Below are 21,708 nucleotides of genomic sequence, written 5' to 3'. Positions count from 1 at the left end.
TCAATCCAGTAAAGAAAGGGTGACGGGCGTCAGGTAATTGTCTTCGACCCGTACTTGCAGTTCGCCTTCGCCCAGTTTGGCCGTCAGGCGCTGGCCGGTATGGGTTTGCGCGGCGTTGCGGATCGCGTTGCCGCGCTCGTCCAGCAAGATGCTGTAGCCACGGCCGAGGGTCGCCAACGGGCTGACCACATGCAGTGTCTGCATCTGGCTGTGCAACTGCAGGCGACGGTTTTTCAGCCCTTCGCGGATCGCGCGCGGCAGGCGTTCGGCCAGGCTGTCGAGGCGCTGGCGAAGCATTGCCAGTTGCCGGCCCGGATGTTGTGCAGCCAGACGGGTTTCCAGGCGGATCAAGCGTTCGCGGCGGGTGTTGAGGCTGCGCTCGAACGTGCGGCGCATGCGCATGTCCAGGTCATCCAGGCGTTGCGCTTGCTGACGCAGGCGCTCGCCGGGATGGCGCAGGCGTCGGGAAACGCCTTCCAGGCGCAGGCGGTCGCGCATCAAGCGGTCCCGCATGCGCATCACCAGCCGTCGGTGCAGGCTTTCGACCCGACGCACCAGGTCGCTGGAATCCGGTGCCAGCAATTCGGCGGCAGCGGAGGGGGTGGGCGCGCGCACGTCGGCCACGAAGTCGCTGATCGATACGTCGGTTTCATGGCCGACCGCGCTGACAATCGGCGTCACGCAAGCGTCTACGGCGCGGGCCACGGCTTCTTCGTTGAAGCACCAGAGATCTTCCAGCGAGCCACCGCCCCGGGCCAGGATCAGTGCGTCGAAACCGCGGGCATCGGCCAGTTTCAGGGCGCGGACAATCTGCGCTGTGGCTTCGCGGCCCTGTACGGCGGTAGGGATCAGGGTCAATTGCACCTGCGGTGCACGACGGCGGAACACGCTGATGATGTCGCGGATCACCGCCCCAGTGGGCGAACTGATGATGCCGATGCGTTGCGGATGCGCCGGCAACGGCACCTTGCGCTCGGCACTGAACAGGCCTTCGGCGCTGAGCTTTTCCTTGAGTGCATCGAACGCCAGGCGCAAGGCGCCATCGCCGGCCGGCTCCACGGTGTCGAGGATCAGCTGATAATCACCGCGTCCCTCGAACAGCGAGACCTTGCCACGGACCTTGACCGCCAGGCCGTCCTTCAAGGCCTGGCGAACCCGTGCCGCGTTCTGCCGGAACAACGCACAACGGACCTGGGCGCCGCTGTCCTTGAGGGTGAAATAGACGTGGCCGGAAGCCGGGCGGGCGAGGTTGGAGATTTCGCCTTCGACCCAGATGTTGCTGAACACGTCTTCAAGCAACACCCGCGCGCGGCCGTTGAGCTGGCTGACGGTCAGGACTTCGCGGTCCAGGCCGAGTCTTGCAAAGGGATCTTTAATCATGGGGCGCAGTTTAAAGGCATTTGCCTGGCAATCTCCACGACTGCTCACAAATCCATTGAGGGCATTTATGTGGGAGCGAGCTTGCTCGCGATGGGGCCAGCAAATTCAGCATTGATGTGCCAGACAGATCGCCATCGCGAGCAAGCTCGCTCCCACAGAGGTAAAGTCACCTCATGTGATCAAGGAAGATGTTCGGATGAATGTGTTTGAACTGTTGAACCAATGGCCATTCGGCCCGCTGGACTGGCTGGTAATCGGTGCGGGCATCGCCCTGGCCTACATCGTGTTCGGCATCGCCGGTTTCGGCACCGCGCTGGTGGCGGGGCCGATTCTGATTCTGTTCATGCCGCTGTCGAAGATCGTGCCTTTACTGGTGTTGCTGGATTTTGTCGCGGCATTCGGCAATCTGTTGCCTTCGCGGCGCGATGTGGCGAGGCCGGAGCTGTTGCGGTTGCTGCCGTGCATGGCGGTGGGTTGCACACTTGGCGTGATATTCCTGCTGAACCTGAAATCCGACCTGTTGTTGCTGTTGATGGGCCTGTTTATCAGCGCCTATGCAATTTACAGCCTGTGGATAAAGGTCCGTCCGGCGCAGTTGTCCGCCGCGTGGGCGCTGCCGATGGGGACGGTGGGTGGAATGTTTGGCGCGTTGTTTGGCAGCGGCGGCTTTCTCTATGCGATCTATTTGAACAGCCGGTTGCCCAAGGAGGCGGCCCGGGCCACCCAGAGCGCGCTGATCAGTTGCAGTACGGTGGTGCGTTTGAGCCTGTTTGCAATCGCCGGTGTGTATGCCGATTTGCCGTTGCTGGTGCTGGCGGTTTGTCTGTTGCCGGCGATGGTGCTGGGGCTGTGGTTCGGTCGACGGCTGACCATGCGCTTGTCCCGCGAGGCGTTTGTGCGCCTGGTGACGTGGTTGGTGCTGGCCAGTGGGATCGCGTTGATCGGACGCTATCTCAGTACCTGAAGATTCAACTTGTGGCGAGACGCTTTGTGTGGGAGCGAGCTTGCTCGCGATGGGGTCAGCAAATTCAGCATTGATGTGCCAGACAGATCGTCATCGCGAGCAAGCTCGCTCCCACAGAAGAGCCCCCCACTGCAAGTTGTTTAGTCGTTGTACTGGTTCAACAAGCGCTCCAGTCGCGCACTGAGGCGGCGTTTGATTTCGGTCTCGATGTGCGGGGCGAAATCGTCGATCACGTCTTGCATGATCAATTGCGCGGCGGCGCGCAATTCGCTGTCCAGGTGCAGCAAGTCATCCGGGTTCTTGCTGGGGGCGGGCGTCGACGTCGCCGCGGTGACGGGTTCAACGATCGGGGCAGGCGTTGTCGGTACGACGGGTGGCGAAGGCTCGCTCACGGCGTCGAACAACATGGGAATCTGTTCCTGATCACCTTCCTCGACCGTGTCGGTCAGCAGAGGCGGTTGCAGGTTGTCATCGCCGAGCAATTGGCGGATCGACTCAAGGTCGTCCAGCAGGTGCGCGGACTGTTGCAGCGGTTTTGGAGTGTCCATTGGAAGGCTCAGAGTCGCTGTAAACGGTGATCTTGCAGAGGATAGCCCTGTTCGCGGTAGAAACGGAAACTCTCCCGCGCGGCCGCTCTGATCGTCGGATCCTCCACCACCACTTCCGCCACCCGGGCGAACTTGTTGGCGAAGACCGGGACTTTCAGGTCGAGATTGACCAGCAAATCCTGATGTTGACCGCAGTCATCGCCCAACCCCAGGACAATCAAACCCTCAGGCTCGGTGTCGGCGGGGCCGTGGGGCACGAAGCTTTCGCCCTTGAACGCCCACAGCCGCGCATCGAGATCGTCACGCTGGGCCGCGTCGCTGCAATGCAGGTAGATGCGGTGGCCCATGCGCCAGGCTTTCTCGGTGAGCTTGCAGGCAAAGTCCAGGCGTGCCGAAGGATCGGCGCTGGGCAGGATATAGAAGTCGACTTTGGTCATTGCGGTTCCAGAGCGGCAAGCGGCGCCACCGAAAAGTGACGCCGCCGCCCATCAACGGTTTCAGGCTTTGGCGCGGTCCAGCAGGTATTGGGTCAGCAGGGGAACCGGACGGCCAGTGGCGCCCTTGTCCTTGCCGCCGCTGGTCCAGGCCGTGCCGGCGATGTCCAGGTGCGCCCAGTTCAGGTTCTTGGTGAAGCGCGACAGGAAGCAGGCCGCAGTGATGGTGCCGGCTTTCGGGCCGCCAATGTTGGCGATGTCGGCGAACGGGCTGTCCAGCTGTTCCTGGTACTCATCGAACAGCGGCAGTTGCCAGGCGCGGTCGTCGGCAGCCTTGCCGGCGCTCAGCAGTTGGCCGATCAGTTCGTCATTGTTGCCCAGCAGGCCCGAGGTGTGGGAACCCAGGGCAACCACGCAGGCGCCGGTCAGGGTCGCGATGTCGATGACCGCTTGCGGCTTGAAGCGCTCGGAGTAGGTGAGGGCGTCACACAGCACCAGACGGCCTTCGGCGTCGGTGTTGAGGATTTCCACGGTCTGGCCGCTCATGGTGGTGACGATGTCGCCCGGGCGCGAAGCGTTGCCGCTCGGCATGTTTTCGGCGCAGGCCAGGATGCACACCAGGTTGATCGGCAGCTTCAGCTCGAGCACGGCACGCAGGGTACCGAACACGCTGGCGGCGCCGCCCATGTCGTACTTCATTTCATCCATGCCGGCACCCGGCTTGAGGCTGATGCCGCCGGTGTCGAAGGTGATGCCTTTGCCGACCAGCGCGTACGGCTTCTCGGATTTCTTGCCACCGTTGTATTGCATGACGATCAGGCGCGGAGGCTGGGCGCTGCCCTGGCCGACGGCGTAGAACGAGCCCATGCCCAGGGCCTTGATCTTCTTCTCGTCGAGGACTTCGACTTTCAGGTCCTTGAATTCTTTGCCCAGGTCTTTGGCCTGCTCACCGAGGAAGGTCGGGTGACAGATGTTCGGCGGCAGGTTACCCAGGTTGCGGGTGAAGGCCATGCCGTTGGCGATGGCGGTGGCGTGGGTCACGGCGCGTTGCACTTCAGCCTGGGCGGCCTTGATGGTCAGCAGGGTGATTTTCTTCAGCGCGCGGGGTTCGGCCTTCTGGCTCTTGAACTGGTCGAAGCTGTACTCGCCGTCCACCAGGGTTTCGGCCAGCAGGCGGGTCTTGCCATAACTGTCGCGGCCTTTGACGACCACTTCATCCAGGGCCAGCACCGCATCGCTGCCGCCCAGGCTTTTGAGGGTATTGAGGATGCCGGCGATGATTTTGCGGAACGGGCGGTCACCCAGTTCGTCGTCCTTGCCAACGCCCACCAGCAGCACACGCTCGGCCTTGAGGTTCGGCAGGCTGTGCAGCAGCAGGCTCTGGCCGACCTTGCCGGCCAGGTCGCCGCGCTTGAGCACAGTGCTGATCGCGCCGCCGCTCAGTTCGTCGAGTTGTCTGGCAACACCGCCGAGCTTGCGGCCTTCGCCGACGGAGACCACGAGAGTGGCGGTCTTCAACGTTTCGGGGTTGACGCTTTTTACAACCAGTTCCATGTCCGGGTCCCTGAATTGATGGTTATCACGCATGCGCCCGACACTTTATGTGCGTCGATTGCTTATAAACAGAAAGGCGCCAGGATCGACCGGCGACAAAGGCCGCAGTTTGAACCTCGCTACCGGCGGCTGACAACCCTCGACCGCACGAATGTAGGAGCGAGCCTGCTCGCGAAGAACCCTAGATTGACGCAGGGTGTCAGGCTCCCCGCGTTATCGTTGACGACCATCGCGAGCAGGCTCGCTCCTACAAGGGGGGGATGCATTGCGCAGTGACAGGCGCACCCAATCACAGGATAATGCGCCATCTTTTTTCGGCGGCTCTGCCTTGCGGGCTGTCCGATACGTTTGCTTGTTTGGCCGCCTTAGCCTGACAACCCTGGAGTGTCTGGTTTGATCGTCTTCCGTTATCTATCCCGCGAAGTCCTGTTGACCTTGAGCGCCGTCAGTGCCGTGCTGCTGGTCATCATCATGAGCGGTCGCTTCATCAAATACCTCGCCCAGGCGGCTTCGGGCCTGCTGGATCCGGGGTCGTTGTTCCTGATCATGGGCTATCGCCTGCCGGGCTTCCTCCAGCTGATCCTGCCACTGGGGCTGTTTCTCGGGATCCTGTTGTCCTACGGTCGCCTGTACCTCGAAAGCGAAATGACCGTGCTCTCGGCCACGGGCATGAGCCAGCAGCGGCTGTTTTGCATGACGCTGTTCCCGGCCACCCTGGTTGCGCTCGTCGTGGCGTGGCTGAGCCTGAGCCTGGCGCCACAGGGGGCCAATCAGTTTCAGTTGCTGCTGAACAAGCAGGATGCCCTGACCGAATTCGATACCCTGGAGCCAGGGCGTTTCCAGGCTTTGCGCGACGGCACCCGGGTCACCTACACCGAGAGCATGTCCGATGACCGCGTCAATCTGGGTGGTGTGTTCATCTCGCAAAAAAACATCAGTTCCAATAACAAGGATCGCGGGATTTCTGTGCTGGTGGCGGAAAAGGGGCGCCAGGAAATTCGTCTGGACGGCAACCGCTACCTGATTCTTGATAACGGCTATCGCTATGACGGTAGTCCGGGGCAGGCCGACTACCGGGCGATCAAGTATGACGAGTACGGTGTGTTGCTGCCAAAACCGGAAGTCAGTGACGAAGTCACCGACCGTGATGCAATGCCGACCCGTACATTGATCGGCAGTGACGACATTCGCATGCGCGCCGAGCTGCAATGGCGCATGTCTCTGCCGTTGCTGGTGTTCATCGTGACCTTGATGGCGGTGCCGCTGTCACGGGTCAACCCACGTCAGGGCCGATTCCTCAAGTTACTGCCGGCGATTCTTCTTTATATGGCTTACCTGAGCATTCTGATTGCCGCCCGCGGTGCCCTGGACAAGGGCAAGATCCCTGCGGTGTTTGGCTTGTGGTGGGTGCACGGGATTTTCCTGTCCATCGGCCTGGGCTTGCTCTACTGGGAACCCTTGCGCTTGAAGAGGGCGAGTCGCCGCAGCGCGCTGGAGGTGGCCCGTGGTTAAGCTTGATCGCTACATTGGTAGCAGTGTGTTCATGGCGATCCTGGCGGTGCTCGGGATCATTCTTGGTCTGGCGACACTGTTTGCCTTCATCGACGAGATGGGGGAAATCAGCGATACCTACACCCTGGTCGATGTGCTGAGTTATGTGTTGTTGACCGCTCCGCGCCGGATGTACGAAATGCTGCCGATGGCTGCGCTGATCGGCTGTCTGATCGGTCTGGGGAGCCTGGCCAGCAACAGTGAGCTGACCATCATGCGCGCCGCCGGTGTGTCGATCGGCCGGATCGTCTGGGCGGTCATGAAGCCGATGCTGGTATTGATGCTGGCCGGCGTGCTGGTCGGCGAGTACGTCGCTCCGCCCGCTGAAACCGCCGCACAGGCCAATCGCTCGCTGGCCCAGGGCAGCGGTGATGCACAAAGCGCCAGGCACGGCTTGTGGCACCGCCAGGGCGATGAGTTCATTCACGTCAACTCGGTACAACCCAACGGCATCCTGTATGGCGTGACCCGTTATCGCTTCGACAAAGAGCGGCACATGCTGTCGGCGAGTTTCGCCAAGCGTGCCAACTTCGAAAACGATCACTGGCAGTTGTCGGATGTCACGACCACGCTGTTCCACGAGCGCAGCACCGAAGTGGTTTCGACCCCGCAAGAGCGCTGGGACGTTGCGTTGAGTCCGCAGTTGCTGAACACCGTGATCATGGTGCCCGAGTCGCTGTCGATCAGTGGCCTGTGGAGTTACATCCACTATCTGGCGGACCAGGGGCTGAACAATGGCCGCTACTGGCTGGCATTTTGGGTCAAGGTGTTGCAGCCGCTGGTGACTGCCGCTCTGGTGTTGATGGCGATTTCCTTCATCTTTGGTCCGCTGCGCTCGGTGACCCTGGGTCAACGGGTGTTCACCGGCGTGCTGGTGGGCTTCACCTTCCGCATCGTTCAGGATCTGCTGGGGCCTTCGAGCCAGGTGTTCGGCTTCCCGCCGTTGCTTTCGGTGCTGGTGCCGGCGGGTGTTTGTGCCGTCGCGGGGCTCTGGCTGTTGCGTCGAGCTGGCTGATGGCGGGCATTTTCCGACCGCTTTGACGTTAAAAAACGCCCTTGTCGCAAGACCGGGGCGTTTTTGTAGGCACCGTCTGACCTGCGAACGTGACGCTTGCGCCGTGGATCAGGTACAATTCCCGGCTATTTTTCGGCGGGCTATGCCTGCAGCCTTTTTGAGTGTTGATCCGTGAGTGATTTGAGTCATATCCGCAATTTCTCCATCATCGCCCACATTGACCATGGCAAGTCGACGCTGGCCGATCGCTTCATCCAGATGTGTGGCGGCCTCGCCGAGCGCGAAATGGAAGCCCAGGTCCTGGACTCCATGGACCTTGAGCGTGAACGCGGGATCACCATCAAGGCGCACAGCGTCACCTTGTATTACAAGGCTCGCGACGGTATCAACTACCAGCTGAACTTCATTGATACCCCCGGCCACGTTGACTTCACCTATGAGGTGAGCCGTTCGCTGGCCGCCTGTGAAGGCGCGCTGCTGGTGGTCGATGCCGGTCAAGGCGTTGAAGCGCAGTCGGTTGCCAACTGCTACACCGCGATCGAGCAGGGCCTGGAAGTGATGCCCGTGCTGAACAAGATCGACCTGCCACAGGCCGATCCGGACCGTGTTAAAGAAGAAATCGAAAAAATCATCGGCATCGATGCCACCGATGCGGTCGAGTGCTCGGCCAAGACCGGCCTGGGCGTCGACGAAGTGCTCGAGCGCCTGGTCGCCACCATTCCTGCACCGACCGGCAACTACGAAGATCCGCTGCAAGCGTTGATCATCGACTCCTGGTTCGACAACTACTTGGGTGTTGTTTCCCTGGTACGCGTGCGCCACGGTCGTGTGAAGAAGGGCGACAAGATCCTGGTCAAGTCCACCGGCAAGATCCACCTGGTGGACAGCGTCGGTGTATTCAACCCGAAGCACACCCCTACCGCTGACCTCAAGGCCGGTGAAGTGGGCTTCATCATCGCCAGCATCAAGGACATTCACGGTGCGCCAGTGGGCGACACCCTGACCTTGAGCTCGACGCCGGACGTTGATGTACTGCCAGGCTTCAAACGTATTCAGCCGCAGGTTTACGCCGGTCTGTTCCCGGTCAGCTCCGACGACTTCGAAGATTTCCGCGAAGCGCTGCAAAAGCTCACCCTGAACGACTCGTCGCTGCAATACACGCCGGAAAGCTCTGACGCACTGGGCTTCGGCTTCCGTTGCGGCTTCCTCGGTATGCTGCACATGGAAATCATCCAGGAGCGCCTGGAGCGCGAGTACAACCTGGACCTGATCACCACGGCGCCGACGGTAATCTTCGAGCTGCTGCTCAAGACCGGCGAGACGATCTACGTCGATAACCCGTCGAAGCTCCCGGACCTGTCCTCGATCGAAGACATGCGTGAGCCGATCGTGCGGGCCAATATTCTTGTGCCGCAAGAGCACCTGGGCAACGTCATTACCCTGTGCATCGAAAAACGTGGTGTGCAGGTTGACATGCTGTTCCTCGGCTCCCAGGTACAAGTGACCTACGACCTGCCGATGAACGAAGTGGTGCTGGACTTCTTCGACCGCCTGAAATCCACCAGCCGCGGCTATGCTTCGTTGGACTACCATTTCGATCGTTATCAATCGGCTAGCCTGGTGAAACTGGACGTGCTGATCAACGGTGACAAGGTCGACGCTCTGGCGCTGATCGTGCACCGTGACAACTCGCACTACAAAGGTCGCCAGTTGACCGAGAAGATGAAAGAACTGATTCCGCGGCAGATGTTCGACGTGGCAATCCAGGCCGCCATTGGCGGGCAGATTGTGGCGCGGACAACCGTCAAGGCGCTCAGAAAGAACGTATTGGCCAAATGCTACGGTGGTGACGTCAGCCGTAAGAAGAAACTGCTGGAGAAGCAAAAGGCCGGTAAGAAACGCATGAAGCAGGTCGGCAACGTGGAGATTCCACAGGAAGCCTTCCTTGCAGTGCTCAGGTTGGATAGTTAGGTCCTATGTCGCTAAATTTCCCGCTGTTGCTGGTCATCGCCGTGTTCGTCTGCGGCCTGTTGGCGTTGCTCGATCTGTTGATCCTGGCCCCGCGTCGGCGTGCCGCCATCGCTTCCTATCAGGGCAGCGTCAGCCAGCCTGACATGGTCGTGGTCGAGAAGCTGAACAAAGAGCCGCTGCTGGTTGAATACGGCAAGTCGTTCTTCCCGGTGTTGTTCATCGTGCTGGTGCTGCGTTCGTTCCTGGTGGAACCGTTCCAGATTCCTTCCGGTTCGATGAAGCCAACCCTGGATGTCGGCGACTTCATCCTGGTGAGCAAGTTTTCCTACGGGATCCGCTTGCCGGTGATCGACAAGAAAGTCATCGAAGTCGGTGATCCGCAGCGCGGCGATGTGATGGTGTTTCGCTACCCGAGCGACCCGAACGTCAACTACATCAAGCGTGTGGTTGGTTTGCCGGGCGACACGGTTCGCTACACCGCCGACAAGCGCCTGTTCGTCAACGGTCAATCGATTGCCGAGCAACTGGTCGGCTCCGAGCCGGGCACGCTGGGCAGCGCTGAGCTCTACAAGGAAAAACTCGGTGTGGCCGAGCACATGATCCGCAAGGAAATGAGCCGCTACCGCGCAATGCCGGACCATTCGTGGACCGTGCCGGCCGGGCACTACTTCATGATGGGCGACAACCGCGACAACTCGAACGACAGTCGCTACTGGGATGATCCGAACATTCCCAAGGATCTGCTGGGCATGGTTCCCGACAAGAATATCGTCGGCAAGGCCTTTGCGGTCTGGATGAGCTGGCCGGAACCCAAACTCAGCCACCTGCCGAATTTCTCGCGGGTTGGCCTGATCAAGTAATCAGACACGGCGCTGTTGAACACAGCGCCGAATGCATTTCTGGAGCCGGCACAATGGGCGCCAGAGGCATGAAAACAATGATATTCAGGACGTTATTTTTGAACACAGCTTTAATTGTCCCAAGCCTGCGCCAACTTACGGCGATGGCGGTGGAATTCAGCCACGAACTCAGCGTGGGTAAACCGTGAGCGTCTCCTTAAGCCGTCTAGAGCGTCAGCTCGGCTACACCTTCAAGGATCAGGAACTGATGGTCCTGGCCCTGACTCACCGCAGCTTTGCCGGGCGTAACAACGAACGCCTGGAATTCCTCGGTGACGCCATTCTCAACTTCGTCGCCGGCGAGGCGTTGTTCGAGCGCTTCCCGCTGGCTCGCGAAGGCCAGTTGTCGCGTTTGCGCGCACGTCTGGTCAAAGGTGAGACCCTGGCCGTACTGGCCCGTGGTTTCGATCTGGGCGAATACCTGCGCCTGGGCTCGGGCGAGCTGAAAAGCGGCGGTTTCCGTCGCGAGTCGATTCTGGCCGATGCCCTCGAAGCGCTGATCGGTGCGATCTACCTCGATGCTGGCATGGAAATGGCCCGCGAGCGTGTGCTCGCCTGGCTGGCCGGCGAGTTCGAAGGCCTGACGCTGGTCGACACCAACAAAGATCCAAAGACCCGCCTGCAAGAGTTCCTGCAGTCCCGTGGTTGTGAGCTGCCGCGTTACGAAGTGGTGGATATCCAGGGTGAGCCGCATTGCCGGACGTTCTTCGTCGAATGCGAAATCATCTTACTGAATGAAAAAAGCCGAGGTCAGGGTGTGAGTCGTCGTATTGCCGAACAGGTAGCGGCCGCCGCAGCACTGATTGCCCTAGGTGTGGAGAATGGCAATGACTGATACAAACGCAACTCGCTGTGGCTATGTTGCCATCGTCGGCCGTCCGAACGTGGGCAAGTCCACGTTGCTGAACCACATCCTGGGTCAGAAGCTGGCGATCACCTCGCGCAAACCGCAAACCACCCGTCACAACATGCTCGGTATCAAGACCGAGGGCGATGTGCAGGCGATCTACGTCGACACCCCTGGTATGCACAAGGGCGGCGAAAAGGCCCTGAACCGCTACATGAACAAGACCGCTTCGGCGGCGCTGAAAGACGTCGACGTGGTGATCTTCGTGGTCGACCGCACCAAGTGGACCGAAGAAGACCAGATGGTTCTCGAGCGCGTCCAATACGTGACCGGCCCGCTGATCGTGGCGTTGAACAAGACCGACCGCATCGAAGACAAGGCCGAGCTGATGCCGCACCTGAGCTGGTTGCAGGAGCAGTTGCCGAATGCGCAGATCATCCCGATTTCCGCACAGCACGGGCATAACCTCGATGCACTGGAACGCGTGATTGCCGAGCACCTGCCGGAAAACGATCACTTCTTCCCGGAAGACCAGATCACCGACCGCAGCAGCCGTTTCCTCGCCGCCGAACTGGTGCGCGAGAAAATCATGCGCCAGATGGGCGCCGAGCTGCCGTACCAGATCACCGTTGAAATCGAAGAGTTCAAGCAGCAGGGCAAGACCCTGCACATTCATGCCTTGATCCTCGTCGAGCGTGATGGCCAGAAGAAAATCATCATTGGCGACAAGGGCGAGCGTATCAAGCGCATCGGCACCGAAGCGCGCAAGGACATGGAGCTGCTGTTCGACTCCAAGATCATGCTCAACCTGTGGGTCAAGGTTAAGGGTGGCTGGTCCGATGACGAGCGTGCATTGCGTTCGTTGGGTTACGGCGACCTGTAATACGTTTTCCGGATCAACAATGATCCCCTGTGGGAGCGAGCTTGCTCGCGATAACGGTCTGTCAGTCAACATTGATGTTGAATATCAGGCCCTCATCGCGAGCAAGCTCGCTCCCACATTGGTTTCAGGTTGTATGTAAAACTGCGCTCCTTCATCGAGAACTGCGATTTCCATGTCCCAAGCGCCCGCCCAACCCGCCTATGTCCTGCACTCCCGCGCCTACCGTGAAAACAGCGCGCTGGTGGACTTCCTCACGCCGCAAGGTCGGCTGCGGGCGGTGTTGCGCAGTGCGCGGGGCAAGGCCGGGACACTGGCGCGGCCATTCGTGCCATTGGAAGTCGAGTTCCGGGGCAAGGGCGAGCTGAAGAATGTCGGGCGCATGGAGAGTGCTGGCATCTCCACCTGGCTCAATGGCGAGGCGCTGTTCAGCGGTCTTTACCTCAATGAATTGCTGATTCGCCTGTTGCCCGCCGAAGATCCTCATCCCGGTGTATTCGATCACTACGCTGCGACTTTGCTGGCGCTGGCTGAAGGTCGTGCTTTGGAGCCCTTGCTGCGCTCCTTCGAGTGGCGCTTGCTCGATGACCTCGGCTACGGTTTTTCCCTGACGACTGATATTCATGATCAACCCATCGCGCCGGACGGCCTCTACCGTTTGCAAGTGGATGCCGGGCTGGAGCGTGTCTACCTGTTGCAACCGGGCCTGTTCAACGGCACCGAATTGCTGGCCATGGCTGAAGCCGACTGGTCTGCCCCCGGCGCTTTGTCTGCCGCCAAGCGCTTGATGCGCCAGGCGTTGGCCGTTCACCTGGGCGGCCGTCCACTTGTCAGTCGCGAGCTGTTTCGCAAGCCCTGATCACACCGTATGCTGTGCACCGAACTTTCTCTTCTTCTGGAGCGCTTCCGTGACCACCAGCACCCGTATTCTTCTTGGCGTGAACATCGACCACGTTGCCACCCTGCGTCAGGCCCGGGGCACCCGTTACCCGGACCCGGTCAAGGCTGCACTGGACGCGGAAGAGGCGGGCGCCGACGGCATCACCGTGCACCTGCGCGAAGACCGTCGGCACATTCAGGAGCGCGACGTTCTGCTGCTCAAGGACGTGCTGCAAACCCGCATGAACTTCGAAATGGGGGTCACCGAAGAAATGATGTTGTTCGCCGAGCGCATCCGCCCGGCGCACATTTGCCTGGTGCCGGAAACCCGTCAGGAGCTGACCACCGAAGGTGGCCTGGATGTGGCGGGGCAGGAGGCGCGGATCAAGGCGGCGGTCGAGCGTCTGTCGAAGATCGGCTCCGAAGTGTCGCTGTTCATTGACGCCGATGAGCGCCAGATCGAAGCCTCCCGCCGTGTCGGCGCGCCAGCCATCGAGTTGCACACCGGGCGTTATGCCGATGCCGAGACGCCGACCGAAGTCGCCGAAGAACTCAAGCGTGTAGCCGATGGCGTGGCCTTCGGTCTGGCCCAGGGCCTGATCGTCAATGCCGGTCATGGCCTGCACTATCACAACGTCGAAGCCGTGGCGGCGATCAAGGGCATCAACGAACTGAACATCGGCCATGCGCTGGTGGCCCATGCGCTGTTCGTTGGCTTCAAGTCGGCTGTTTCGGAGATGAAGGCGCTGATTCTGGCGGCGGCTACCAAGGCTTAAAACCAACACAAAACCCTGTGGGAGCGAGCTTGCTCGCGATAGCGGTCTGACAGACACAATTGATGTGACTGACAGGGCCTCATCGCGAGCAAGCTCGCTCCCACATTTGATGTTGGGTGGCTGTCAGAGCGGTGCAGGTTCCTGCGACGGCTTGCTCTTGTCGATCCCCGGAACAAGCAGTTTGCCCTCGGCGACCTGGTCCCCTTCAAGCTGCGGCTGCGTGACCCAGGTCAGGATGTCGTAGTAGCGACGGATGTTCGCCACGAAATGCACCGGTTCGCCGCCGCGGGCGTAGCCGTAACGGGTTTTGCTGTACCACTTCTTTTCCGACAGGCGCGGCAGGATCTTCTTTACGTCCAGCCATTTGTCCGGGTTCAACCCTTCCTTGGCCGCCAGTTTGCGTGCGTCATCCAGGTGGCCGCTGCCGACGTTGTAGGCCGCCAGGGCAAACCAGGTCCGGTCCGGTTCCTGAATCGAGTCGTCGAGCTGGTCTTTCGTGTAGGCCAGGTACTTGGCGCCGCCCATGATGCTCTGCCTGGGGTCCAGGCGGTTGGACACGCCCATGGCCTGCGCGGTGTTCTGGGTCAGCATCATCAGGCCGCGCACGCCGGTCTTGGACGTGACCGTCGGTTGCCACAACGACTCCTGGTACCCGATGGCCGCCAGCAGGCGCCAGTCGACTTTCTCCTTCTTGGCGTAGGCCTTGAAGTGCTGTTCGTACTTGGGCAGGCGTTGCTGCAAGTGTTGGGCAAACGTGGTGGCGCCCATGTAGCCGAGGACGTCGACATGCCCGTAGTAGCGGTCCTTGAGGCGTTGCAGGGTGCCGTTCTTCTTGACCTTGTCGAGGTAATCGTTGATTTCGTTGAGCAGGCTGTTGTCGTCGCCCGGGGCGACGGCCCAGCTCTGGTTGCTGGCGTCGCCGAGGTCGAAGGCGACCCGGATGTTGGTGAAGTACACCTGGTTCATCGCCACTTCGTTGGAGTCGACCAGGGTCAGGTCGATCTGACCTTCATCCACCATGCGCAGGAGATCGACGACCTCGACCGCGTCAGACTCTTCGTATTCGATGCCGGGAAACTTCTGTTTCAGCTGCGCCAGTTGTTCGGCGTGGGTGCTGCCCTTGAGCACCATGATCTTCTTGCCCACCAGATCCTTCGCATCGGTTGGCCGGGACTGGCCGTTGCGATAGATGATCTGCGGGGTGACTTCCAGATAGGAGTGGGAGAAGCGCACCTGCTTCTTGCGCTCTTCGCTGCTGACCAGGCCGGCAGCCGCCAGCACCGGGCCATTGGGCTTGCCGACCTGGTTGAACAGGTCATCGAGGTTGTCGGCGGTCTCGATCTTGAGCTCGACCCCCAGATCGTCGGCGAAGCGCTTCACCAGCTCGTATTCGAAGCCGGTCTCACCGTTGCGATCCTGAAAGTAGGTGGCGGGGCTGTTTCGGGTAACCACCCGCAGCACACCATCCTCCTTTACGCGCTCGAGCGTGTTGGGTTTATCAACACAGCCACCGAGCATCAGGAAGAGTCCGGTTGCGATCAGCCATTTGGCGTACCGCGGACGCAAAGCCGTTGGGAAAAACATCTGCGCAGTATACGCAAAGGACCACGAGCGCCATATCTCGACAGTGAGGGGCTTGTCTGCTAGCGATCACAAAACCGGCCGAAACCCCGCAGGAATGGGCCTTGCCTGCATTTTGTTACAGTAAAAATAAGCTGTTGCTGCACGCCCGGTTAACCTGACTTTCGAGGCAGAAACACAGATCGACGCCCGAGTGCAACCGTGCGTAGCGTTTCGGGTGATGTCGCGGGCTGTTTAGGCTAGAATGCACGGCCTCAAAGCACACCCCTTCCCGAGGCTGTCCCGAAGATGTTGATCCTGCGCGGCGCTCCTGCCCTTTCTGCCTTTCGCCACAGCAAGCTCCTTGAGCAACTGAGCCAGAAGGTTCCGGCTGTCAGCGGCCTGTATGCTGAATTCGCTCACTTCGCCGAAGTTACCGGCGTCCTGACCGGCGACGAACAGCAGGTGCTCGCGCGCCTTCTGAAGTACGGTCCAAGCGTTCCGGTACAGGAACCGACCGGTCGTCTGTTTCTGGTGCTGCCGCGTTTCGGCACCATCTCGCCGTGGTCGAGCAAGGCCAGCGACATCGCCCGTAACTGTGGCCTGGCGAAAATCCAGCGCCTGGAGCGCGGCATCGCGTTCTACGTGGCCGGCCAGTTCAGCGACGCTGAAGCCCAGCTGATCGCCGACGGTCTGCACGACCGCATGACCCAGATCGTCCTGGGCAACCTCGAGCAGGCCGCCGGCCTGTTCAGCCACGCCGAACCGAAGCCCCTGACCGCCATCGACGTGTTGGGTGGCGGCCGCGCCGCGCTGGAAAAAGCCAACACCGAGCTGGGCCTGGCCCTGGCCGAAGACGAGATCGACTATCTGGTCAACGCCTTCGTCGGCTTGAAGCGCAACCCGCATGACATCGAACTGATGATGTTCGCCCAGGCGAACTCCGAGCACTGCCGTCACAAGATCTTCAACGCCAGTTGGGACATCGACGGCGAGAGCCAGGAAAAAAGCCTGTTCGGCATGATCAAGAACACCTACGTGATGCACAGCGAAGGCGTTCTGTCGGCTTATAAGGACAACGCTTCGGTGATCGTCGGCTCCGTGGCCGGTCGCTTCTTCCCGGACCCTGAGACCCGCCAGTACGGTGCGGTGCAGGAGCCGGTGCACATCCTGATGAAGGTTGAGACCCACAACCACCCGACCGCGATCGCCCCTTTCCCGGGCGCATCCACCGGTTCCGGTGGCGAGATCCGTGACGAAGGCGCCACCGGTCGCGGTGCCAAGCCGAAGGCTGGCCTGACCGGTTTCACCGTGTCGAACCTGCAGATCCCGGGCTTCGAACAGCCGTGGGAAGTGCCGTACGGCAAGCCCGAGCGCATCGTCACCGCGCTGGACATCATGATCGAAGGCCCGCTGGGCGGCGCTGCGTTCAACAACGAATTCGGTCGTCCGGCACTGACCGGCTACTTCCGTACCTTCGAACAATCGATCACCACCCCGCACGGTGACGAAGTTCGCGGCTACCACAAACCGATCATGCTGGCCGGCGGCATGGGCAACATCCGTGAAGAACACGTCAAGAAAGGCGAGATCGTCGTCGGCTCCAAGCTGATCGTGCTCGGCGGCCCGGCGATGCTGATCGGCCTGGGCGGCGGCGCCGCTTCCTCCATGGCCACCGGCACCAGCTCGGCAGACCTGGACTTCGCTTCCGTACAGCGCGAAAATCCGGAAATGGAACGTCGCTGCCAGGAAGTCATCGACCGTTGCTGGCAACTGGGCGACAAGAACCCGATCAGCTTCATCCACGACGTGGGTGCGGGCGGTCTGTCCAACGCCTTCCCGGAACTGGTCAACGACGGCGACCGCGGTGGCCGTTTCGAACTGCGCAATATTCCAAACGACGAGCCGGGCATGGCCCCGCACGAAATCTGGTCCAACGAATCCCAGGAGCGTTACGTTCTGGCCGTCGGCCCGGCGGATTTCGAGCGCTTCAAGGCGATCTGCGAACGTGAGCGTTGCCCGTTTGCCGTCGTCGGCGAAGCCACTGCCGAACCGCAGTTGACCGTCACCGACAGCCACTTCGGCAACAGCCCGGTGGACATGCCGCTGGAAGTGCTGCTGGGCAAGGCTCCACGCATGCACCGTTCGGTGGTTCGCGAGAACGAACTGGGCGACGATTTCGATCCGTCGACCCTGAGCATCGCCGACTGCGTCGAGCGCGTTCTGCATCACCCGGCCGTGGCGAGCAAAAGCTTCCTGATCACCATCGGCGACCGCACCATCACAGGCCTCGTGGCCCGTGACCAGATGGTCGGCCCGTGGCAGGTTCCGGTGGCCGACGTTGCCGTCACCGCCACCAGCTTCGACGTCTACACCGGTGAAGCCATGGCCATGGGCGAGCGCACTCCGCTGGCACTGCTGGACGCTCCGGCGTCGGGCCGCATGGCCATCGGCGAAACCCTGACCAACATCGCGGCCTCGCGCATCGGCAAGATCTCCGACATCAAACTGTCGGCGAACTGGATGTCGGCTGCCGGTCACCCGGGTGAAGATGCACGCCTGTACGACACCGTGAAAGCGGTCGGCATGGAGTTGTGCCCTGAGCTGGGCATCACCATTCCTGTGGGCAAGGACTCGATGTCCATGGCCACCCGCTGGAACGATGAAGGCGTGGACAAGTCCGTGACTTCGCCGATGTCCCTGATCGTGACCGGTTTCGCGCCAGTGACTGACATCCGTCAGACCCTGACCCCGCAACTGCGCATGGACAAGGGCACCACCGACCTGATCCTGATCGACCTGGGCCGCGGCCAGAACCGCATGGGCGCCTCGATCCTGGCGCAGGTTCACGGCAAGCTCGGCAAGCAGGCGCCGGACGTCGATGACGCCGAGGACCTGAAAGCGTTCTTCGCGGTGATCCAGGGCCTCAACGCCGACGGCCACCTGCTGGCTTACCACGACCGTTCCGACGGTGGTCTGCTGACCAGCGTTGTCGAGATGGCGTTCGCCGGTCACTGTGGCCTGAGCCTGAACCTCGACGGTCTGGCAGAAACCTCTGCCGACATCGCCGCCATCCTGTTCAACGAAGAACTGGGTGCCGTGATCCAGGTTCGCCAGGACGCCACCCCGGACATCCTCGCGCAGTTCAGCGCTGCCGGCCTGGGTGACTGCGTGTCGGTGATCGGTCAGCCAATCAACAATGGCGAGATCGGCATCACCTTCAACGGTGACACTGTGTTCGAAGGCCAGCGTCGTCTGCTGCAACGCCAGTGGGCCGAGACCAGCTACCAGATCCAGCGTCTGCGTGACAACGCCGACTGCGCCGAGCAAGAGTTCGACGTGCTGCTGGAAGAAGAAAACCCGGGCCTGAGCGTCAAGCTGAGCTACGACATCAACCAGGACATCGCCGCGCCTTACATCAAGAAAGGCATTCGCCCACAGGTTGCCGTACTGCGTGAGCAGGGCGTCAACGGTCAGGTGGAAATGGCTGCCGCGTTCGACCGCGCCGGTTTCAACGCGATCGACGTGCACATGAGCGACATTCTGGCCGGCCGGGTCGACCTGAACGAGTTCAAGGGCATGGTCGCTTGCGGCGGCTTCTCTTACGGCGACGTATTGGGTGCCGGTGAAGGCTGGGCGAAATCCGCGCTGTTCAACAGCCGTGCCCGCGATGCGTTCCAGGGCTTCTTCGAACGCAACGACAGCTTCACCCTCGGCGTATGCAACGGTTGCCAGATGATGTCCAACCTGCACGAGCTGATCCCGGGCAGCGAGTTCTGGCCGCACTTCGTGCGCAACCGCTCCGAGCAGTTCGAAGCCCGTGTTGCCATGGTGCAGATCCAGGAGTCGAACTCGATCTTCCTGCAAGGCATGGCCGGTTCGCGCATGCCGATCGCCATTGCTCACGGTGAAGGCCATGCCGAGTTCGCCAGCGAAGAAGCACTGCTGGAAGCCGATCTGTCGGGTTGCGTGGCGATGCGTTTCGTCGACAACCACGGCAAGGTCACCGAAAGCTACCCGGCCAACCCGAACGGCTCGCCGCGCGGGATCACCGGTTTGACCAGCCGCGACGGTCGCGTGACCATCATGATGCCGCACCCGGAACGTGTGTTCCGCGCCGTGCAGAACTCGTGGCGTTCGGATGACTGGAACGAAGATGCTCCGTTGATGCGTATGTTCCGTAACGCTCGTGTGTGGGTGAACTAAGCGCCGTGTACAAGCTCAGCTTTTTTGTTCCCGACAGTCATGTCGAGGTGGTCAAAAGCGCCGTATTCGCCGCCGGTGGTGGGCGAATCGGTGCTTATGACCACTGTGCATGGCAAGTGTTGGGCACTGGCCAGTTTCGTCCACTGGACGGCAGCCAGCCGTTCATTGGCGAGGCAGGGCAGGTCGAACAGGTCGAGGAATGGAAGGTTGAGCTGGTGGTGGCCGATGAGTTGATTCGCTCGGTAGTGGCGGCTCTGAAACAGAGCCATCCCTATGAGACACCGGCTTATGAAGTGTGGCGGCTGGAGGATTTCTGATTCTCCGGTGCTGAAATGAAAAACCCGCTGAAAGAGATTTCAGCGGGTTTTTTGTTGCCCAAACTATTGTGGTGTCAGTGAGGGCCTCATCGCGAGCAAGCTCGCTCCTACATTGGATCTGCATACACCGGACCACTGTGGGAGCGAGCTTGCTCGCGATGGCGGCCTATCAGGCACCGAAGATCTAAACCTTGGCACTGACCTCGCTGCGATTGACCAACACTTCCAGTGCATCACTCAAGCTCGGCGCCTTGTCGCCAATCAGCAGATGCCAGATACCGCCATCCAGCTGACTTACACCCTGGCAACCCAACGCTTTCAAATCGAACTCCGACAACGCCTTGCCATCGGCCAGTTGCAGGCGGATGCGGGTCATGGCCACGCAATCGAGTTGCAGCACATTGTCGCCGCCGCCCAGGGCATTGAGCCATTGCTGGGCCTCGGGTGTCGCCATGGCGGCAGGTGGCGGCGCGTCGATTTCTGCAGCCGGTGACGACACCATGGCGCGACCTAGCGCAGGCATCGCCAGGCGAATCTCATCGGCAATCGCGTCGGCCATTGGCCCCACCACCACTTGCAAACTCCCGCCCTTGCCCGGACGCACCACGGCCATGGCACCGAGCGCTTTCAAGTCGGAATCCGAGGCTTTGTTGCGATCCACCATGTCCAGGCGCAAGCGCGTGGTGCAGGCGCCGACGGTGATCAGGTTTTCGGCACCACCCAAGGCCTTGATGTATGCCCCGGCGCGTTCATTGTCGGCGACGGCAACCTGCTCGACGTCAGCGCTGGTTTCGCGGCCCGGTGTCTTCAGGTCGAAGCGGCGGATACAGAAGTCAAACACCACGTAATAGATCACGGCATACGCCAGGCCCACCGGGAACACGAGCCAGCCGTTGGTGGACTTGCCCCAGCCCAGGATCATGTCGATGAAGCCGCCGGAGAAGGTGAACCCCAGGTGGATGTTCAGCGCATTGGTGATGGCCATCGACAGGCCGGTCAGCAACGCATGCAGCACAAACAGCAACGGCGCGAGGAACATGAAGGCGAATTCAATCGGCTCGGTGACGCCGGTCAGGAACGCGGTCAACGCCATCGACAGGAAGATCCCGCCCATCACCTTGCGCCGTGCCAGCAGGGCGTTGCGGTACATCGCCAGGCACGCGGCGGGCAGGCCGAAGATCATCATCGGGAACATGCCGGTCATGAACTGGCCACCCTTCGGATCGCCGGCGAAGTAGCGCGACAGGTCGCCAGTCACCAGCGCCCCGGTGGTGGGGTCGGTGAAGTTGCCGAACACGAACCACGCCATGTTGTTGAGGATGTGGTGCAGGCCGGTGACGATCAGCAGGCGGTTGAACAGGCCGAAGACGAACGCACCGAAGCTGCCGCTTTCCATCATCAGTGTGCCGAAGCTGTTGATGCCGTGCTGGATCGGCGGCCAGATGTAGCCGAACACCACACCCAGCCCCACGGCGGCGAACCCGGTGACAATCGGCACGAACCGTCGGCCACCGAAGAACGCCAGGTATTCCGGCAGCTTGATGTCCTTGAAGCGGTTGTACAGCGCGCCGGCCATCAGGCCGCTGACGATCCCGGCGAGCATGCCCATGTTGATGCTCGGGTCGAGCGCCTTGAGGGTGGAGATCATCACCAGGTAACCGATCACCCCGGCCAGACCCGCCGTACCGTTGTTGTCCCTGGCGAAACCGACCGCGATACCGATGGCGAAGATCATTGCCAGGTTGGCGAAGATCACCTGGCCGGCGTCGTGGATGATCGCGATGTTCAGCAGATCGGTATCGCCCAGGCGCAGCAGCAGGCCGGCAATCGGCAGGATCGCGATCGGCAGCATCAGCGCGCGGCCGAGGCGTTGCAGGCCTTCGATGAAAAGTTGGTACATGGCGGTTCTCCGTGGATTCTTGTTGTT

General features: G+C 61.0%; 17 protein-coding genes. 11 read left to right on the top strand and 6 right to left on the bottom strand.

Features of this window, described 5'->3' with window-relative positions:
* Nucleotides 1-1,380: an exodeoxyribonuclease VII large subunit gene (xseA, locus tag ABIE16_RS06275; RefSeq protein WP_429520730.1), complete on the bottom strand. Its 1,380-nt coding sequence runs from the start codon at nt 1,378-1,380 to the stop codon at nt 1-3.
* A 196-nt stretch (nt 1,381-1,576) separates the two neighbouring features.
* Between xseA and ABIE16_RS06270 the strand changes: the two genes are divergently transcribed.
* On the top strand, nt 1,577-2,344 hold the full coding sequence (locus tag ABIE16_RS06270) for a sulfite exporter TauE/SafE family protein (protein ID WP_057716288.1): 768 nt from the start codon (nt 1,577-1,579) through the stop codon (nt 2,342-2,344).
* A 140-nt stretch (nt 2,345-2,484) separates the two neighbouring features.
* On the opposite strand, the gene ABIE16_RS06265 is transcribed toward ABIE16_RS06270, so the two are convergent.
* The 3 genes from ABIE16_RS06265 to ABIE16_RS06255 are packed head-to-tail and all read right to left on the bottom strand — an operon-like array spanning nt 2,485 to nt 4,880.
* A complete protein-coding gene (locus tag ABIE16_RS06265) occupies nt 2,485-2,892 on the bottom strand; it encodes a DNA polymerase III subunit chi (RefSeq protein ID WP_429520729.1) in 408 nt (135 codons plus the stop codon).
* Nucleotides 2,893-2,900: 8 nt separating this feature from the next.
* Nucleotides 2,901-3,329, bottom strand: coding sequence for a DNA polymerase III subunit chi (locus ABIE16_RS06260; protein ID WP_407514254.1), 429 nt, complete (start codon nt 3,327-3,329; stop codon nt 2,901-2,903).
* A gap of 60 nt (nt 3,330-3,389) precedes the next feature.
* Nucleotides 3,390-4,880 (bottom strand): leucyl aminopeptidase, encoded by a 1,491-nt coding sequence (locus ABIE16_RS06255; protein ID WP_090457748.1) that lies wholly within the window; start codon nt 4,878-4,880, stop codon nt 3,390-3,392.
* Nucleotides 4,881-5,273: 393 nt separating this feature from the next.
* Here ABIE16_RS06255 and lptF point away from each other — a divergent pair, with 393 nt between their 5' ends.
* The 8 genes from lptF to pdxJ all read left to right on the top strand — a co-directional run bounded on the left by lptF (nt 5,274) and on the right by pdxJ (nt 13,698).
* Nucleotides 5,274-6,392: an LPS export ABC transporter permease LptF gene (lptF, locus tag ABIE16_RS06250; RefSeq protein ID WP_429520728.1), complete on the top strand. Its 1,119-nt coding sequence runs from the start codon at nt 5,274-5,276 to the stop codon at nt 6,390-6,392.
* Nucleotides 6,385-7,446: an LPS export ABC transporter permease LptG gene (gene lptG, locus ABIE16_RS06245; RefSeq protein WP_057716284.1), complete on the top strand. Its 1,062-nt coding sequence runs from the start codon at nt 6,385-6,387 to the stop codon at nt 7,444-7,446. The genes lptF and lptG overlap by 8 nt, the downstream gene beginning before the upstream one ends.
* 171 nt (nt 7,447-7,617) lie before the next feature.
* On the top strand, nt 7,618-9,417 hold the full coding sequence (lepA, locus tag ABIE16_RS06240) for a translation elongation factor 4 (RefSeq protein WP_008053223.1): 1,800 nt from the start codon (nt 7,618-7,620) through the stop codon (nt 9,415-9,417).
* A 5-nt stretch (nt 9,418-9,422) separates the two neighbouring features.
* Nucleotides 9,423-10,277, top strand: coding sequence for a signal peptidase I (gene lepB, locus ABIE16_RS06235; protein ID WP_057716283.1), 855 nt, complete (start codon nt 9,423-9,425; stop codon nt 10,275-10,277).
* 184 nt (nt 10,278-10,461) lie between these two features.
* Nucleotides 10,462-11,151 carry a ribonuclease III gene (gene rnc, locus ABIE16_RS06230; protein WP_008053221.1) on the top strand — a complete coding sequence of 230 codons (690 nt, stop codon included), beginning with the start codon at nt 10,462-10,464 and terminating at the stop codon, nt 11,149-11,151.
* Nucleotides 11,144-12,046, top strand: coding sequence for a GTPase Era (gene era, locus ABIE16_RS06225; protein WP_007973959.1), 903 nt, complete (start codon nt 11,144-11,146; stop codon nt 12,044-12,046). The genes rnc and era overlap by 8 nt, the downstream gene beginning before the upstream one ends.
* Before the next feature lie 172 nt (nt 12,047-12,218).
* On the top strand, nt 12,219-12,902 hold the full coding sequence (recO, locus tag ABIE16_RS06220) for a DNA repair protein RecO (protein ID WP_057716281.1): 684 nt from the start codon (nt 12,219-12,221) through the stop codon (nt 12,900-12,902).
* A 49-nt stretch (nt 12,903-12,951) separates the two neighbouring features.
* Nucleotides 12,952-13,698 carry a pyridoxine 5'-phosphate synthase gene (pdxJ, locus tag ABIE16_RS06215; RefSeq protein ID WP_429520727.1) on the top strand — a complete coding sequence of 249 codons (747 nt, stop codon included), beginning with the start codon at nt 12,952-12,954 and terminating at the stop codon, nt 13,696-13,698.
* 123 nt (nt 13,699-13,821) lie between these two features.
* Here the strand turns inward: pdxJ and mltF are convergent, their stop codons facing one another.
* A complete protein-coding gene (gene mltF, locus ABIE16_RS06210; protein ID WP_218494991.1) occupies nt 13,822-15,282 on the bottom strand; it encodes a membrane-bound lytic murein transglycosylase MltF in 1,461 nt (486 codons plus the stop codon).
* Between the two features lie 285 nt (nt 15,283-15,567).
* Between mltF and purL the strand changes: the two genes are divergently transcribed.
* Nucleotides 15,568-19,464: a phosphoribosylformylglycinamidine synthase gene (gene purL, locus ABIE16_RS06205; protein WP_057716279.1), complete on the top strand. Its 3,897-nt coding sequence runs from the start codon at nt 15,568-15,570 to the stop codon at nt 19,462-19,464.
* 5 nt (nt 19,465-19,469) lie between these two features.
* Nucleotides 19,470-19,781, top strand: a complete 312-nt coding sequence (locus ABIE16_RS06200) for a YqfO family protein (RefSeq protein WP_057716278.1) — start codon at nt 19,470-19,472, stop codon at nt 19,779-19,781.
* A 184-nt stretch (nt 19,782-19,965) separates the two neighbouring features.
* Here ABIE16_RS06200 and nagE read toward each other — a convergent pair whose 3' ends face one another.
* Nucleotides 19,966-21,681, bottom strand: coding sequence for an N-acetylglucosamine-specific PTS transporter subunit IIBC (gene nagE / locus ABIE16_RS06195; RefSeq protein ID WP_429520726.1), 1,716 nt, complete (start codon nt 21,679-21,681; stop codon nt 19,966-19,968).
* Between the last annotated feature and the right edge of the window lie 27 nt (nt 21,682-21,708).

Origin of the sequence: Pseudomonas sp. 2725, from assembly GCF_050434585.1 — a bacterium.
In the GTDB taxonomy this organism is placed as follows: domain Bacteria; phylum Pseudomonadota; class Gammaproteobacteria; order Pseudomonadales; family Pseudomonadaceae; genus Aquipseudomonas; species Aquipseudomonas jessenii.
This window is presented reverse-complemented; position numbering and strand designations above follow the sequence as displayed.